Annotated in this window: 13 protein-coding genes; 3 read left to right on the top strand and 10 right to left on the bottom strand. The window is 60.6% G+C overall.

Annotation, left to right across the window (positions count from 1 at the left end; genetic code table 11):
• Nucleotides 1-19: 19 nt before the first annotated feature.
• A complete protein-coding gene (locus HMPREF3104_RS10865) occupies nucleotides 20-997 on the top strand; it encodes an oxygenase MpaB family protein (protein ID WP_070495876.1) in 978 nt (325 codons plus the stop codon).
• 112 nt (nucleotides 998-1,109) lie between these two features.
• The gene (locus tag HMPREF3104_RS10860; RefSeq protein WP_070495874.1) at nucleotides 1,110-2,693 is read left to right on the top strand and encodes a succinic semialdehyde dehydrogenase; all 1,584 of its coding nucleotides are present in this window, start codon (nucleotides 1,110-1,112) and stop codon (nucleotides 2,691-2,693) included.
• Here the strand turns inward: HMPREF3104_RS10860 and HMPREF3104_RS10855 are convergent.
• The 4 genes from HMPREF3104_RS10855 to HMPREF3104_RS10840 form a co-directional block, all read right to left on the bottom strand.
• Complete coding sequence (locus tag HMPREF3104_RS10855) at nucleotides 2,690-4,966, bottom strand: polyribonucleotide nucleotidyltransferase (protein ID WP_070495872.1); 2,277 nt, start codon at nucleotides 4,964-4,966, stop codon at nucleotides 2,690-2,692. The two genes, HMPREF3104_RS10860 and HMPREF3104_RS10855, sit on opposite strands and share 4 nt — an antisense overlap.
• Before the next feature lie 188 nt (nucleotides 4,967-5,154).
• Complete coding sequence (gene rpsO / locus HMPREF3104_RS10850; RefSeq protein ID WP_052203884.1) at nucleotides 5,155-5,424, bottom strand: 30S ribosomal protein S15; 270 nt, start codon at nucleotides 5,422-5,424, stop codon at nucleotides 5,155-5,157.
• Nucleotides 5,425-5,526: 102 nt separating this feature from the next.
• Complete coding sequence (locus HMPREF3104_RS10845) at nucleotides 5,527-6,489, bottom strand: nucleoside hydrolase (protein ID WP_070495870.1); 963 nt, start codon at nucleotides 6,487-6,489, stop codon at nucleotides 5,527-5,529.
• An 11-nt stretch (nucleotides 6,490-6,500) separates the two neighbouring features.
• Nucleotides 6,501-7,472 (bottom strand): bifunctional riboflavin kinase/FAD synthetase, encoded by a 972-nt coding sequence (locus tag HMPREF3104_RS10840; RefSeq protein WP_371441058.1) that lies wholly within the window; start codon nucleotides 7,470-7,472, stop codon nucleotides 6,501-6,503.
• 30 nt (nucleotides 7,473-7,502) lie between these two features.
• On the opposite strand from HMPREF3104_RS10840, the gene truB reads away from it, so the two are divergent.
• Nucleotides 7,503-8,390: a tRNA pseudouridine(55) synthase TruB gene (gene truB / locus HMPREF3104_RS10835; protein ID WP_070495866.1), complete on the top strand. Its 888-nt coding sequence runs from the start codon at nucleotides 7,503-7,505 to the stop codon at nucleotides 8,388-8,390.
• A gap of 31 nt (nucleotides 8,391-8,421) precedes the next feature.
• Here truB and HMPREF3104_RS10830 read toward each other — a convergent pair whose 3' ends face one another.
• The 6 genes from HMPREF3104_RS10830 to infB are packed head-to-tail and all read right to left on the bottom strand — an operon-like array spanning nucleotide 8,422 to nucleotide 15,493.
• Complete coding sequence (locus HMPREF3104_RS10830) at nucleotides 8,422-9,075, bottom strand: 4'-phosphopantetheinyl transferase family protein (protein ID WP_070495865.1); 654 nt, start codon at nucleotides 9,073-9,075, stop codon at nucleotides 8,422-8,424.
• Nucleotides 9,075-9,878, bottom strand: coding sequence for a metallophosphoesterase family protein (locus tag HMPREF3104_RS10825; RefSeq protein WP_070495863.1), 804 nt, complete (start codon nucleotides 9,876-9,878; stop codon nucleotides 9,075-9,077). The genes HMPREF3104_RS10830 and HMPREF3104_RS10825 overlap by 1 nt, the downstream gene beginning before the upstream one ends.
• Before the next feature lie 10 nt (nucleotides 9,879-9,888).
• Entirely contained in the window at nucleotides 9,889-11,169 is a 1,281-nt protein-coding gene (locus HMPREF3104_RS10820) for an MATE family efflux transporter (protein WP_070495861.1), read from the bottom strand.
• A gap of 13 nt (nucleotides 11,170-11,182) precedes the next feature.
• Nucleotides 11,183-12,154 carry a DHH family phosphoesterase gene (locus HMPREF3104_RS10815; RefSeq protein WP_141738232.1) on the bottom strand — a complete coding sequence of 324 codons (972 nt, stop codon included), beginning with the start codon at nucleotides 12,152-12,154 and terminating at the stop codon, nucleotides 11,183-11,185.
• 6 nt (nucleotides 12,155-12,160) lie between these two features.
• Nucleotides 12,161-12,586: a 30S ribosome-binding factor RbfA gene (gene rbfA, locus HMPREF3104_RS10810; protein ID WP_070495859.1), complete on the bottom strand. Its 426-nt coding sequence runs from the start codon at nucleotides 12,584-12,586 to the stop codon at nucleotides 12,161-12,163.
• A gap of 54 nt (nucleotides 12,587-12,640) precedes the next feature.
• Nucleotides 12,641-15,493, bottom strand: coding sequence for a translation initiation factor IF-2 (infB, locus tag HMPREF3104_RS10805; protein ID WP_070495857.1), 2,853 nt, complete (start codon nucleotides 15,491-15,493; stop codon nucleotides 12,641-12,643).
• Nucleotides 15,494-15,573: the final 80 nt, after the last annotated feature.

Here is a 15,573-nt window from a genome sequence, read left to right as displayed (position 1 = left end):
TGAGTGATACAGTTCACACATGGGAACTGATAGCAACAACACTCACTTAACTGAAACTGACAAGCGCGAGCTGAAGCGCGCACCACTCGGCCCCGATTCCCTGCTGTGGAAGTGGGGCGCCGACAACCGCATTCAGCTGCTGCGCGGCTACACCGGTGTGCTGCAGAATATGCACCCCGCCATTGGCCAGTCGCTGCTTGATCACTCGAAGTTTTTCGAGGAGCCGTTCTCCCGCCTGGAGCGCTCAACCCCGCAGATTATCTACTCGATTTATGACGACGGCACTCGTGCCAAGCAGGTCCGCGATTATCACCACGGCATTAAGGGCAAGCTGCGTGACGGTACCCGTTACCACTCCCTGAACCCAGACGTGTACTGGTGGGCACACGCCACCTTTGTGTGGCGCGTGATCTGGGCCCAGGAGCTCTTCGGCACCCCGTTTACTCGCGAGGAGAAAGAGCAGATCATCCAGGAGGGCGTGACCTGGTGGGACATGTACGGCATGTCCGAGCGCCCGGTGATTGACAACCTCGACGGCTACATCGAGTACTTCAAGAAGATAGAAGACACCGTCTTGGAACGCAACGAGACCGTGGACTTCGCACTGCGCACCGCACGCGTAGAGCCGGTGACCCCACCGGATGGCGTTTCCCAAGCTGTGTGGAATGTGATCTGGAAGCCGATCATGCGCTCGATGATTTGGATGACCTACGGCACCTTGAACGACAAGCAGCGTGAGATTCTGGACTTGGAGTGGACCGCGAAGGACCAGAAGCGATTTGACCGCATCGCGAAGTTTGTCCGCAAGGTCTTTGACAAGCTGCCGGAAGACAAGCGCTACATGGAGCCTGGTCGCAGCATGATGATCAAGAACGGCATGATCGAAGGCGAGTACAAGGAGCCGAAGCTGGCTGCCCCGTACGGCCACGGCGAGGAATCCGCTGATAACGCTGACGGTAAGGCCAAGGACGCTCGTTCTGGCGGTTGCCCGGTCTAAACCATTCGCTGCCATTTCACCCCGGCACAGCTGACACGAACTCACTGTGACAGCGCTGCCTGGGGCGTTTTGCTCCTCAGCCCAAGATTCAACACTCGAGAGAAAAACACCAATGCTTCCAAAACGCCTCCAAGAACGCCCGCTGCCGGAAGAGTTTGCCCGCAAGCTCTTGGTCCACTCCACCAATGCCAAATCCGGTTCTTTGGCTACCGGTGAGCTGCATGAGGTCTACTCCCCCTACTTCAGCGCCCCGCTTGGGCATGTTGGTGTCGGCTCCGTCGCAGACGTGGAGAAGGCATTCGAACTTGCCCGCCACGCCCAAAAGCAGTGGCAGGAACGCCCGATTGCTGCGCGTGCTCGCGTGATCAAGCGCTTCCATGACTTGGTGAAGAAGCACAGCGACCTTTTGGCGGACATTGTCCAGCTTGAGACCGGCAAGGACCGCACAGCGGCGTATGACGAAGTGTTGGACGTGATGAACAACGCTCGCTACTACGCCAACAACGCGGAGAAGTTCCTGTCCACCTCCAGCAAGGCTGGCGCATTTCCAGTGATCACCAGCACCACGCAGCAGCGCGTGCCCAAAGGCATTGTTGGCCAGATCAGCCCGTGGAACTACCCCCTGGCCCTTGGCGTCTCCGACGCGATTGCGGCGCTCATCGCAGGCAACGGCATCGTGGCCAAGCCGGACTGGCAAACCCCATTTTCCAACCTGATCGCGCTGCACCTCCTGCTCAACGCAGGTTTGCCGCACAACCTGTTCCAGATTGTCACCGGCTCAGGCACTGTTGTTGGCCAAGCCATCGCGCAGCGTTGTGATTACCTCATGTTCACCGGCTCCACAGCAACCGGAAAGCTCCTGGGCAAGGTTGTTGGTGAGAGGCTCGTGGGCTACTCCGCTGAGCTGGGCGGCAAGAACCCGATGATCATCGCACCCGATGCGGATGTAGCCAAGCATGCCGACACGATTGCCACCGCGTGCTTTTCCAACTCCGGCCAGCTGTGCGTGTCCATCGAGCGCATCTACGCGCACACCGACATTTACGACGAATTTCTGCACGCATTCAAAGCCGCCACCGAAAAACTCACCCTGGGCTCGGGATTGAATTGGAACTACAGCATGGGCTCGCTCATCAACCAGGATCAGCTCGACCGCGTCACGGCTTTTGTGGTGGACGCGGTTGAAAAGGGCGCAACCGTGGTCACTGGCGGCAAAGCCCGCCCGGATGTGGGGCCCTACCACTTCGAGCCGACCATCCTGACCGATCTTGGGCCAGACACAGACCTGGAAACCGAGGAAGTATTTGGTCCTGTGGTCTACGTGCAACGCGTAGACAGCCTTGAAGAGGCCGTGGAATTGGCAAATGACACCAACTACGGGCTCAACGCCTCAGTATTTGGTGCCACAGAAACCGCCGAGCGGCTGGCGTGGCAGATTGAGACCGGCAGCGTGACTATTAATGACGGCTACGCGGCCACCTGGGCCTCCATCTCCACCCCACTAGGCGGTGTGAAGGAGTCCGGCATGGCCCGGCGCCACGGGCCAGAGGGCATGACCAAGTACACCGAGGTCAAAAACATCGCCCAGCAGCGCATCATGCCAATGCGTGGCCCGAAGCAGCTGCCGCGTAAGTACTACGGGCAGCTAATGACCACGGCACTCGACCTAGGCAAGAAACTGAAGTTCCTGCCCTAGTCCTCAACCGGCACCAGGGAGATCTTGCCGCGGTTATCAATATCGCGGATCTCAACCTCAACCTTGTCGCCGACGTTGATGACGTCTTCCACATTCTCCACGCGGGTGTTGCCACCCAAGTTGGAGATGTGGATCAGGCCATCAGTGCCCGGCAGGATGGAAACGAACGCTCCGAACGCCACGGTCTTGACCACGGTGCCCAGGTAGCGCTCACCCACCTTCGGCATCTGCGGGTTCGCAATGGCGTTGATCTTCTCAATCGCCGCGTCCGCTGCAGCACCCTGGGCGGCGGAGACGTAGATCGTACCGTCGTCCTCAATCGTGATGTCCGCGCCGGTCTCCTCCGTAATGGAGTTGATGGTCTTGCCCTTCGGGCCAATAACCTCACCGATCTTGGACACCGGCACCTTCACGGTGGTGATCTTCGGAGCCAGCTCATTCATCTCATCCGGCTGGTCAATGACCTCAGCCATGGTGTCCAGGATGGTCTCACGTGCCTCGCGTGCCTGGTTCAGAGCACTTGCCAACACGTCAGACGGGATGCCGTCCAGCTTGGTGTCCAGCTGCAGCGCAGTAATGAACTCGCGGGTACCGGCAACCTTAAAGTCCATGTCACCGAACGCATCCTCTGCGCCGAGGATATCGGTCAGTGCCACGTACTCGGTCTTGCCGTTAACCTCACCAGAGACAAGGCCCATGGCAATACCAGCAACCGGAGCAGCCAGCGGCACACCAGCGTTGTACAGCGACAACGTGGAGGCACACACAGAACCCATGGAGGTCGAACCGTTGGAACCAAGCGCCTCAGAGACCTGGCGGATGGTGTACGGGAACTCCTCACGCGACGGGATCACCGGCAGCAGGGCGCGCTCTGCAAGCGCACCGTGGCCAATCTCGCGGCGCTTCGGGGAACCCACACGTCCGGTCTCACCAGTGGAGTACGGCGGGAAGTTGTAGTGGTGGATGTAGCGCTTGGAGGTCTCCGGGGTCAAAGAGTCAATGTGCTGCTCCATCTTCAGCATGTCCAGGGTGGTCACGCCAAGGATCTGGGTCTCGCCACGCTCAAACAGTGCAGAGCCGTGCGCACGCGGGATGAGCTCCACCTCTACCTCGAGGTCGCGGATGTCGGTGACCCCGCGGCCGTCGATACGGAAGCCCTCCGAGAGGATCTTGTCACGCACAATTTGCTTCTGCAGCGCGTTGTATGCGGCGCGGATCTCCTTGGAGGCGGCAGCCATCTCGTCTTTTTCGTCATCGTCGATGTCGAGCTTGTCAAAGAGGTAATCCTCGACCTCTTCCATGAACGCGTTGGACTCCTCCTCACGCTCCTGCTTGCCCGCAATCGTCATGATCTTGGACAGGCGCTTAGCGGCCTTCTTCTCCACTGCCTCAAACACCTTGTCCGAGTACGGCGGGAAGAGCGGGAACTCCTTGGCGTCCTTCGCTGCTTCCTTTGCCAGCGCGGTCTGCGCCTCGCACAGCGTCTTAATGTACGGCTTAGCAGCCTCCAGGCCCTGGGCCACGGTCTCCTCGGTCGGAGCCGGGAAGCCGTCCTTGACCAGCTTGACCACGTTAGCGCCAGCGCCGGCCTCCACCATCATGATGGCAACGTCCTGCTCGGTCCTGCGGCCACGCTTCTTTTCCACAATGCGGCCGGCAACAACCATCTCGAACAGCGCACGCTCGTGCTGTGCGTGGTTCGGGAAGGCCACCCACTGGCCCTCCGGGTGCTTGTCATCAGCAATCAGCGCCATGCGCACACCACCAACCGCGCCGGAGACCGGCAGGCCAGACAGCTGCGTTGCCGCAGAAGAACCGTTGATGGCTACAACGTCGTAGTACTCCTCCGGGTCCATGGACAGCACCGTGACCACAACCTGCACCTCGTTGCGCAGACCCTTAACAAAGGTCGGGCGAAGCGGGCGGTCAATCAAACGGCAGGCCAGGATCGCCTCAGTAGAGGGGCGTCCTTCACGACGGAAAAAGGAACCCGGAATCTTGCCTGCTGCGTACATACGCTCTTCCACGTCCACGGTCAGCGGGAAGAAATCGAAGCCCTCGCGCGGCTGGTTGGATGCGGTGACCGTGGTCAGCATCATGGTGTCATCATCCAGGTACGTGGTCACAGACCCGTCTGCCTGGCGTGCCAGCTGGCCAGTTTCAAAACGGATGGTGCGGGAACCGAAGTCACCGTTATCAATGGTGGCTACGGCCTCAGTGATGCCGTAGTCCTCATCCACAAAAACATCGAAGGAGTTTTTGGGCTTAAACATGCGAAGTAATCCTCTTTTCTGGCGATCATCGGTGCCGCCCTGGGGGTTTTCTTACAACAACAGGCCATCGTAGCAGGTCGCGCAGAAAAAGTAGAGGTCGCAGGTACAGGAAACGCAAAAACCGGCACCCGAAACGGGATACCGGTTGAAGCTTTTAAGCCGAGGGCCGAAAACTAGCGGCGCACCAATTAGCGACGCAGGCCCAGGCGAGCGATGAGGTCACGGTAACGCTCAACGTTGTTCTCGCGCAGGTACTTCAGCAGGCCACGGCGGCGACCAACCAGAAGCAGCAGGCCACGACGGGAGTGGTGGTCGTGCTTGTGGAACTTCAGGTGCTCGGTCAGGTTGTTAATACGCTCGGTCAGCAGCGCAACCTGTGCCTCCGGGGAGCCAGTGTCGGTCTCGTGCAGGCCGTACTCCTTGAGGATATCAGCCTTCTTCTCAGTGGACAGTGCCATGAGTGTTCTCCTTGGGTTTTTCAGTTCGCGCTCGAAATAAAGTCTGTTGTTGCGCCGTGACTGCCGCGAACCACAGTCAAATGACGCTAGACCGAAAAGAGACTACACCACCGGTGTGGACTGCGCCAAAACGGAAAGCCTGTTCATGAACTGCTCCAGGAAAGCGGCGGTGTCTACGCGCACGGCAACGGCGGCGTGCTTGTCTGGGTCGTTGAGCCGCGTCTCGTCACCAATCGTGCGTCCGCGGGTGGGCTCCTGGGTATCAACCTTCATGTTGATGCCAAGGGTGTCCACCAACCCGGGGTTGATCGCCACGGCAACCGCCAACGGGTCGTGCAGCCCGCAGCCGCCTAAGTGCGGCGAGGTCGTCTTGTAGGCGTTGATGTAGTAGTTCGTAATGTCTGCCAAGAAGTTGCCGCCCACTGTGCCCAGCTTCGACCACTCGGCGGTTTCCTTGGTGGTCAGCAGCGTCTGCAAAGTGACGTCCAGGCCGATCATGGTGACGTTTCGCAGCTGGCGAAACACCTTGTCCGCAGCCTCAGGGTCTTGGTAGATGTTGGCCTCGGACCAGCCGTTGACATTGCCCGGCACGGTCAAAGCGCCACCCATCATGACAATATTGGCGTTTTCGCGGAACACGTTTGAGGCCTCAATCGCCGCCGCAATAGTCGTGGACGGACCAGTTGGCACGATGACCAGCTCTTCACCAAAGCGCTCCACAGACTCCACAAGGAAGTCCACCGCGGAGAGCTGCTCTGCCTCACGCTGCGCATCCGGGATCTCCACCTCACCGATGCCGTTTTTGCCGTGGATAAACGCGGAGATCTCCTGGACCTCAAAAGACGATTGCGCCGAAGCGTGGCCCGGGCCTGCGAACACCGGCACGTCGGTGCGTCCAAACAGCTCCAGGATCGCAAGCGTGTTGCGCACCGAGTCCTCCACAAGCACATTGCCGTACGTGCAGGTCACGCCGATAAGTTCCGCCTCCGGGGAGGCCAGCGCATACGCCAGCGCCAACGCATCATCAATGCCGGTGTCTAGGTCCAGGATCAGCTTCATCGTCATGAAGCCACATGTTACGCGCCTAAAATCTCCCGCACACGCGTTACGTCACGGCTCATGTTCTCCAAAAGCTCATCAACTGAATCGAACTTCACCATGTCACGCACCTTGGCCACAAACTCCACGCGCGCCAGTCGCTCGTACAAATCGGCCTCGCGGTCCAGTACGTAGGACTCCACGCTGCGCCGCTCATCACCAAACGTCGGATTCGTCCCCACCGAAATCGCCGCCGGGTACGCCACGCCGGGTTCCATGTCGCCTTCCAGCTCACCGTTGTCTATTACGGTGAACCAGCCGGCATACACCCCGTCACCCGGCAAGGCTGCGGATTCCGGTACGTACTGGTTCGCCGTCGGGTACCCCAGCTCGCGCCCGCCGCGACCTGCGCCGCGCTCAACTGGCGCAACCACCGCGAAGTCGCGGCCCATGTAATCGCGCGCATCGGCAATCTTGCCTTGCGCTAGCTGATTGCGGATGGCGGTTGAGCAGATGTGGCCCTCATCGTCGCCAAGCAACTGCACCACTGTGACGGCAACCCCGCACTCGTCGCAAAGCTGCAGCATCGTCTGCGCAGTACCCGCCGCATCCGCACCGAAGGTGAAGTTTTCCCCCACCAACACGTGGCGTGCGTGCAGGGCACCAACGAGCACCTCCTCCACGTACGCCTGCGGGCTTAAGCCTGCGACCTCCTTACGGAAATCAATTACCAGCAGGTAATCCACGCCAAGAGCGGCGATCTGCTCCGCACGCTGCGCAAACGGCATCAGCTGCGGCGGGGCGCTCTCGGGCGCGAAGATGGTGCGTGGGTGCGGGTCAAACGTCATCACGACACTGGGCACGCCCAGTTCACGGGCTTGCTGCACCGCCTGCGAAATCAACAGTTGGTGGCCGCGGTGCACACCATCGAACACGCCGATGGTGACCACGGTGCCGCCGGAGGACCCAAACTCCGCCGGAATGTCACTGAGGCCGCGCAAAACTTTCACTCGCAACACACTACGGCATACTTTGAAAGCATGACTGATCCCCTCGCAGCTTCCGGACTTGTCATTGTGGATAAGCCCGCCGGTCTCACAAGCCATGATGTGGTTGCTCGCCTGCGGCGCATCTTCCAAACCAGGAAAGTGGGCCACGCGGGCACGCTCGACCCCATGGCCACGGGCGTGCTGGTGGCTGGCATTGAACGTGGCACGAAGCTGCTCACCCACCTGGTTGGCGCGGACAAGGTCTACGAGACCACGATCCGCCTTGGCGCATCTACCACCACTGATGATGCGGAAGGCGAGATCATTGCCACCGCCGATACCAGCCACATCACCGATGAGCAGATTGCCCAGGGTATTGCCGCACTCACCGGCGACATCATGCAGAAACCTTCTGCAGTTTCTGCCATCAAGATTGACGGCAAGCGCGCCCACGAGCGTGTTCGCGCAGGTGAAGAGGTGGACATTCCAGCGCGTCCGGTGACCGTACACAGTTTCACCCATACGGTTCGCCGCGGTGAGCACCTGGATATTGATGCCCAGGTCCACTGCTCCTCCGGCACCTACATCCGCTCGCTCGCGCGCGACCTGGGTGCCTCCCTTGGGGTTGGAGGGCATTTGGTTGCGTTACGACGCTTAAACGTCGGCCCCTACCCCGCCACCCAAGCCAAAACGCTCGAAGAGCTTGAAGCGAATCCACAACTGACCTACTCCATGGATGAGGCGTTGAAGCTGGGCTGGCCGGTGCTTGACGTCACCCAGGAGGAATACGACGCGCTGGCCTTGGGCAAATGGCTTGCACCACGCGGCCTAGACGGCGTCCACGTGGCCGTCGGCCCAGACGGGCGCGCAGTGGCCTTGGTGCGCGAGAAAGGCAAGCGCCTGGCCACCACGTTCGTGGCACGTCCCGCAACACTGTAGCCGGGCCTTCACGGCCGCGGCTACAGGGCGTTTATTGAAGAAAGGCCGAGGCGATCACGTACCCGCCACGGACAACCCAACGCCCCTCAAAGAATGCGGCGGGTGTTGGTCGGGCGAGCAGGTGGGAGGTAAACGAGCCGTCGATACGCAGCTCGATCTCTGCCTCCTCAAACCCCAGCCAACGGCGAGTCAGTGGGAACCAGCATTTGTAGGTGGCTTCCTTCGCACAGAACAACAAGCGATCCGCCCACATGTTGCCCTGGGCACGGAAGCGCTCAACAGTCTCAACCTCCGAAGGCAACGCAATCTGTGACATCACGCCGTCTGGCAACGGTTGCGCAGGCTCCGCGTCCAAGCCCATGGACCTCACCTCACGTATCGGCGCCGCGACCGCAGCACGCAAACCATCCGTGTGAGTTAGCGATCCGGTGAAGCCGGCAGGCCACAGAGGCATGCCCCGCTCCCCTCGCAGAATGGCTTGCTGGGTGGACACGCCAAGCTCCTTGAGGGCTTGGTGGGCGCACCAACGTGCGTCCCCAAACTCGCCCTTGCGCATATCCACCGCCTCTGAGACGGCAGCGCGCTCATCGGGCAAAAGATCCCGATAGTTGGTCAGATCCTTCGCATCATCATTGCGTAGGTACACCACCCGCGCTGCAGGCGGGAAAAGGGTCAGGTCCTGCATCACTGGTCCACCTCCATCACTGGGTATGGAAATGGCACAGGCGGGCACTCAAGGCGAGGCTCCCACTCACGCGGATATCCCAGCGAGACCTCAATGTGCTTGATCCCATCTACCTGCATCACACCGGGCATGTGCAGGTGCCCGTACACCACGGCCTGGGCGTTATAGCGCTGCGGCCAGCTCCGAGTGTGGCGAGTGCCGCACCACAGCGCGATCTCAGACCAGCGCATCTTCAACGTAGGTTCCTGCACCAACGGCCAGTGATTGATCAGGATCGTAGGACCGCTGATACGTGACAGGCGCTTCGTGGTGTAGGCCAAGCGATCCCAGCACCACGCACGCACGTCTACAAACGGGGCGATTGCAAACTCATCCGTCATCATGATGTTGCGTTTGCGGGCAGCTTCAACCGCATCCTCCACGCTCATGCCGGGGCCCCGAAATGAGTAGTCATACAGCGTGAACAGCGGACAGACCGTCACCCCACCAAACACGGGATACGGGTCTTCTGGGGTGATTACGCCCATCTCACGCATGGACTGCACAAGGGCCGTGTATTTGTCACGTCCACGGTGGCGGTCAGCTGAGCGTGAAAACAACTCATGGTTGCCGGGAACCCAAATGACCGTGTCAAAGCGCTGTGCGAGTTTGGCCATAGTGCGCACGATGAGGTCATGACGTTCCGCCACATCGCCTGCCACAATCAGCCAATCAGAGGGATCCTTTGGTTCAATTGCGTCGATTTGTGGCGTGTTGGCTTTCACCGCCGCATGCAAATCGCTCACTGCCCAAAGTGTGGTCATGGCGTCTAGGTTAGCGTGCCCACTTCATGGACCGGAAGCGAACGACCACGCCAATCAACCGGAGGACTACAGAGGCAAGCTGGCCCACCCAAATGCCAGTCAGCCCCCAACCAAACGCGATGGACATGAGCGTGATGGGGAAAAACACGCCAAGTACTGAGGCGATAGTCAGGTTGCGCAAAAACGCGGCGTCTGATGCGCCAAGGAGCACCCCGTCCAGGGCGAAGACCACACCGCCGACAATGATCATGGCTACAAGGCAGATCCACGGCCCGCGCAGTTGGCTATGCACGTTTGGGTCCTGGGTAAACAGCGACCAGATTTGGCCCGCAAACAACGCGAATACCGCCGCAAGCAGCACACCAAACCCGGTAGAAAAGCGCGTGGTCTGGTTGCCTACTTCCTTTGCACGTTCCACGTCGCCTGTGCCCAGCGCAGAGCCGGTGAGTGTCTGCGCTGCAATAGCAAGCGAGTCCAGCACCAGCGCAAGGAAGTTCCACAACTGCAGCAGGATCTGGTGGGCGGCCAGCGCTGCCACGCCAAAACGCCCGGCAACCGCGGCTGCGGCAAGCAGCGAGATCTGAAACGACATGGAGCGCAGAATCAAGTCGCGCCCCAACACCAGCTGATGGCGAATCACATCAAACTGTGGCGCGAAATCTCGCGAGTACCGCAGGTGCTCGCGCACCAGCACTGCAACGAACAAGCTGGCTGTAATGCCTATGCCTATCACGTTGGCTATTGCAGAGCCCACCAGTCCAAAGCGGTGCACCAGTATCGGTAGCAGGACCGCACCAGGTATCAGGCCACACAATGTCAGCCAGAACGGCAGGCGCGTGTTCTGCACCCCGCGCATCCAGCCGTTGCCGGCCATGATGAGCAGGGTCAGCGGAATGGCAAAGGCTGCTACCCGCATCCAGCGGGCGGACTCCAGACTGGTTTCATAGTTTCCGGATAGCGCCATTGCCAACGGCTGGGCGAACACCCACACGATGGTGGCCAACGCTAGTCCGACTAAGAGCGCAACCCAGCTTGCTTGGACGCCTTCTGCCACGGCCTGGTCGCGGCGGCCTGCGCCAAACATGCGCGAACTGCGCGCTGTCGTGCCGTAGGACAGAAAGGTCAGCTGGGTTGTAACCGTTGACTGGATGGCTACGCCTGCGGCAAGTGCTGCCAGTTCAGCAGTGCCAAGGCGTCCAACAACCGCCGTGTCTAAAAGCAGGTAGATCGGATTCGCCGCAAGCACACCAAGTGCCGGCAGCGCTAACGCAAGGATGCGACGCGTGCTCATAAACTCTTCGTGTCTACTCCGGAAGTGCCTGCAGCAGGTCGCGTGTGATCTGATCCAGGTTGCCAGTGGCCGAGTAGCCAGCCGCTGGGATATGACCGCCGCCGCCAAGTGCTGCGGCTACCTGAGATACGTCGATCTTGGTGGATCGTAGTGACACCGACCAGTACCGGGGTGCCTGTTGTTTAAACACCACACCTACGTCTGAGCCTTGCAACGCCCGGGCGTAATCAATAATCGCCTCTACTGCCGTCTGGCTCATACGCGCCAGCGCCTCTGCCGGCACCGCGATCACGGAAACCGTCAGACCTTTTTCACGGTAGGTGTGCAGGTCAGCCAACACTGCACCCATAATTTTCAAGTCTTCTGCACTGATGGAATCCATCAGGTCCATAGCAATCTGACGGGTGTTCAGATCGTGGCGTTGCAACTGCGCCGCCAGCTCGTGCATGCGTGGGCTTCCCCACCGGAAGTTACCGGTGTCCGTCACCAGACCCGCGTACAGGCAGTACGCGATGTCACGGTCAATGGTTACTCCCATGTGGCGGAAAAGCTCACTAATGATGGTGGTTGTGGACTCAGCATCCACAATCAAATTCATCCCACCGAACCCAGGGTTGGTTTCGTGGTGGTCAATCACCACCACGCGATCCGGGTTTTCCGCAATCGCATTTTGCAGCAAGCCGGTGCGGTCAAGCGAGGCACAGTCAACTGTGACCACTAGTGCGTCATCCGGCAGCCATGCCCCGTAGAGCACGTCATCAACTCCGGGCACTGTATCCAGGTTTCCCGCATGCGGGTAGGTCTGGCCGATGTGCACGCTGGTTTCTATACCAAGCTCGCGCAGGCCAGCAGCCAAACCGCAGGCAGAACCGACAGCGTCAGCGTCGGGTTTGACGTGCGCTACAACGGCAATCTTATGCGCGTCACGCAGGCGCGCGGCCACCGCCGCAAACGCCTGCGCTTCTTCTGGAAACAGTGACTCCACCAGGCGTTACTCCTTGTAGGGATTCGAATCGCCCGCTGGTTTTGCGCCTTCGCGCAAGCGTGCAAGTTCCGCATCGCGCTCACGTGCGCGGTTCAGGAGCTCTTCCAAGCTTGCCGACGCCCCCGGGATACTGTCGTACTCAAACGTCAGGGTAGGCGTGAATCGCACGTTCAACGCATCACCGACGATCTTGCGGATCTGACCACGTGCGCGGTGCAGGGCCTCAGCGGCCTGGTCCAGATCCGGCTCATCATCAATGTCATGGCCACGCACCGTGTAATAGACGGTTGCGTCATGCAGGTCACCTGTCACTCGGGTGTCGGTGACCGTAATCAGCTCCATACGCGGGTCTTTGATCTCCCGGTCGATCGCGGTAGCCACGATCTGTTGGATCTGCTTAGCCAAGCGCGCTGCGCGCGGATTCTCACCCATTGTGTTCCCTTTCGTTGAGCGCTAACTGTGCCTTCATTGTGCGCTAGTGGCGCACTAGTTGCGCGGCACTTCCACCATTTCGTAGGTCTGAATGATGTCGCCCACCTGGATATCCGGGTAGGACAGCACCATGCCGCACTCGTAGCCCTTGGCAACCTCGGTAGCGTCGTCCTTCTCGCGGCGCAGCGACTCAATCGTCGCGTCCGGAGTAATAACGTTGCCGTCACGGACCAGGCGCAGCTTCGCACCGCGCTTGACCTTGCCCTCGGTAACAATGCAACCAGCGATGAGGCCGACAGCGGAAGCCTTGAAGATCTGGCGGATCTCCGCAGCACCCAGCTCGCGCTCCTCGTAGATCGGCTTGAGCATGCCCTTGAGCGCCTTCTCCACCTCCTCGATGACCTGGTAGATCACCGAGTAGTAGCGGATCTCAACGCCATCAGCATTGGCTTCCTCAGTTGCCTTGCCGTCAGCGCGAACGTTGAAGGCCACAATCACAGCATCGGATGCGGCTGCGAGCAGCACGTTGGTCTGGGTTACAGCGCCAACGCCGCGGTCGATGATGTTGACCTCGACCTCGTCGTCCACCTCGATCTTGAGCAGTGCCTCCTCCAAGGCTTCCACCGAACCGGCGTTGTCGCCCTTGAGGATGAGATTGAGGGTGCTGGTCTCCTTGAGCGCCTGGTCCAGGTTCTCCAGGGAGACACGCTTCTTGGAGCGAGCCTGCATAGCTGCACGCTGGCGAGCATCACGCTGTGCGGCAATCTGACGTGCCACACGGTCATCCTCAACCACAAGCAGGTTGTCGCCTGGGCCAGGAACGCCGTTGAGGCCCTGGACCTGTACCGGACGGGACGGACCAGCCTCCTCGACGTCATTGCCCCACTCATCAACCATGCGGCGCACGCGGCCAAAGTTGCCGCCGACCACGATGGAATCACCGACGCGCAGCGTACCGCGCTGAACAATCACGGTGGAGACCGGACCACGGCCACGGTCCAGGTGGGACTCAATAGCAACACCCTGGGCATCCATGTCCGGGTTAGCGGTCAGCTCAAGCGCAGCGTCTGCCGTCAACAGCACAGCTTCAAGCAGCTCATCAATACCAGTGCCCTGCTTTGCAGAGATGTTGATGAACATGGTGTCACCGCCATACTCTTCCGGCACCAGGCCGTACTCGGTGAGCTGGCCACGGATCTTGTCCGGCTGAGCTTCCTCTTTATCCACCTTGTTCACGGCCACCACGATCGGCAGGTCCGCAGCCTTGGCGTGGTTAATCGCCTCAACCGTCTGCGGCATCACGCCGTCATCAGCAGCCACAACCAGGATTGCCAAGTCCGTGGACTTCGCACCACGGGCACGCATGGCGGTAAACGCCTCGTGGCCCGGGGTATCCAAGAAGGTGATCTTGCGGGTATCGCCATCAAGCGTGACCTCAGTCTGGTACGCACCGATGCCCTGGGTAATACCGCCGGCCTCGCCCTTGCCCACGTTCGCCTTGCGGATGGAGTCCAAAAGGCGAGTCTTACCGTGGTCAACGTGGCCCATGACGGACACCACTGGCGGACGCTGCTCAAGCGCCTCTTCGCCACCTTCATCCTCACCAAACTGCAGGTCGAAGGATTCGAGCAGCTCACGGTCCTCGTCCTCAGGCGAGACGATCTGCACTTCGTAGTTGATCTCGGCGCCGAGCAGCTGCAGCGTCTCTTCCGGGACAGACTGCGTTGCCGTCACCATCTCACCGAGGTTGAACAGCGCTTGGACCAGGTTCGATGCTTCGGTACCGATCTTGTCAGCGAAGTCCGACAGGGTGGCACCCTGACGCAGACGCACGGTCTTGCCACCGCCGTCTGGCAGACGTACACCACCAATGACGTTTGGTGCGTGCATCTCCTCGTACTCGGTGCGCTTCTGACGCTTCGACTTACGTCCACGACCCGGTGCACCGCCTGGACGGCCGAATGCGCCTGCGGTACCGCCACGACGTCCGCCGCGGCCACCACGGTAACCATCACGCGGGCCACCTGGGCCACCCTGGCCACCACGTCCGCGGCCCGGGCCGCCCTGGCCGCCACGACCACCGCGTCCAACGTTTGCGGACTTGGATGGCATTTGGGTTGGCGACGGGTGTGCCGCCATGTCCGCCGGCGATGGACGGCGTCCCTGACCCTGACCAGCGCGCTCGCCGCCCTGGCCCGGACCGCGACCGCGGCCACCACCCTGCTGGTTGCCGCCACGGCCGCCACCTGGACGCGGTGCGGGACGCTGCCCGCCCGTGTTCGAGGAGAACGGGTTGTTAGCTACACGCGGACGTCCGCCCGGCTTGGGCATAGGACGCGGCATAGCACCCGGAGTCGGGCCACCTGCGGCAGGCTTCGCTGCGCCAGGCTTCGGCGCGCCCGGCTTCGGTGCTGCCGGTTTTGCAGCGGCAGGCTTTGCAGGCTGCGCGGGCTTCGGTGCTGCCGGTTTTGCGGCAGCAGGTTTGGCCGGCTGGGTAGGCTTAGCTGCAGCCGGCTTAGCTGCAGCAGGCTTCGCTGCACCGGGTTTCGGTGCTGCCGGTTTTGCGGCAGCAGGTTTGGCCGGCTGGGCAGGCTTAGCTGCAGCAGGCTTGGCTGCACCGGGCTTGGGTGCAGCAGGTTTTGCGGCAGCAGGTTTCGCAGCCGTCGGCTTTGCAGCAGCAGGCTTTGCCGCAGGTTTCGCAGCAGCAGGCTTGCCCTCAGCTGCTTCCTCTTCGCCGCCACCGGACTGGGCCTCATAGTAGGCCTTCATCTTCTTCACCACCGGAGGTTCGATGGTGGACGAGGCGGTCTTTACAAATTCACCCTGCTCTTTGAGGGTTGCCAGTAGTTCCTTACTTGTTACGCCGAGCTGTTTAGCCAGTTCGTGAACGCGTAGCTTTCCGGGCACGTGTCTCCTTGGTTGTTCGCTAGGAGCACGTGCTTTCCAACGTCTTGCCGGAAAAGCTACATACCCCTAGATATGGTCAG

The sequence above is a fragment of the Corynebacterium sp. HMSC30G07 genome (assembly GCF_001806945.1).
Classification (GTDB): domain Bacteria; phylum Actinomycetota; class Actinomycetes; order Mycobacteriales; family Mycobacteriaceae; genus Corynebacterium; species Corynebacterium riegelii.
Note: the sequence above shows the minus strand (reverse complement) of the source record. Positions and strands in the feature narration are given on the sequence as shown.

What these genes read in the sequence shown, in the direction of transcription:
- HMPREF3104_RS10865 (WP_070495876.1), top strand. Translation starts at nt 20, where the DNA reads ATGGGAACTGATAGCAACAACACTCACTTAACTGAAACTGACAAGCGC.
- HMPREF3104_RS10860 (WP_070495874.1), top strand. Translation starts at nt 1,110, where the DNA reads ATGCTTCCAAAACGCCTCCAAGAACGCCCGCTGCCGGAAGAGTTTGCC.
- HMPREF3104_RS10855 (WP_070495872.1), bottom strand. Translation starts at nt 4,966, where the DNA reads ATGTTTAAGCCCAAAAACTCCTTCGATGTTTTTGTGGATGAGGACTAC.
- rpsO (WP_052203884.1), bottom strand. Translation starts at nt 5,424, where the DNA reads ATGGCACTGTCCACTGAGAAGAAGGCTGATATCCTCAAGGAGTACGGC.
- HMPREF3104_RS10845 (WP_070495870.1), bottom strand. Translation starts at nt 6,489, where the DNA reads ATGACGATGAAGCTGATCCTGGACCTAGACACCGGCATTGATGATGCG.
- truB (WP_070495866.1), top strand. Translation starts at nt 7,503, where the DNA reads ATGACTGATCCCCTCGCAGCTTCCGGACTTGTCATTGTGGATAAGCCC.
- HMPREF3104_RS10830 (WP_070495865.1), bottom strand. Translation starts at nt 9,075, where the DNA reads ATGCAGGACCTGACCCTTTTCCCGCCTGCAGCGCGGGTGGTGTACCTA.
- HMPREF3104_RS10825 (WP_070495863.1), bottom strand. Translation starts at nt 9,878, where the DNA reads ATGACCACACTTTGGGCAGTGAGCGATTTGCATGCGGCGGTGAAAGCC.
- HMPREF3104_RS10820 (WP_070495861.1), bottom strand. Translation starts at nt 11,169, where the DNA reads ATGAGCACGCGTCGCATCCTTGCGTTAGCGCTGCCGGCACTTGGTGTG.
- rbfA (WP_070495859.1), bottom strand. Translation starts at nt 12,586, where the DNA reads ATGGGTGAGAATCCGCGCGCAGCGCGCTTGGCTAAGCAGATCCAACAG.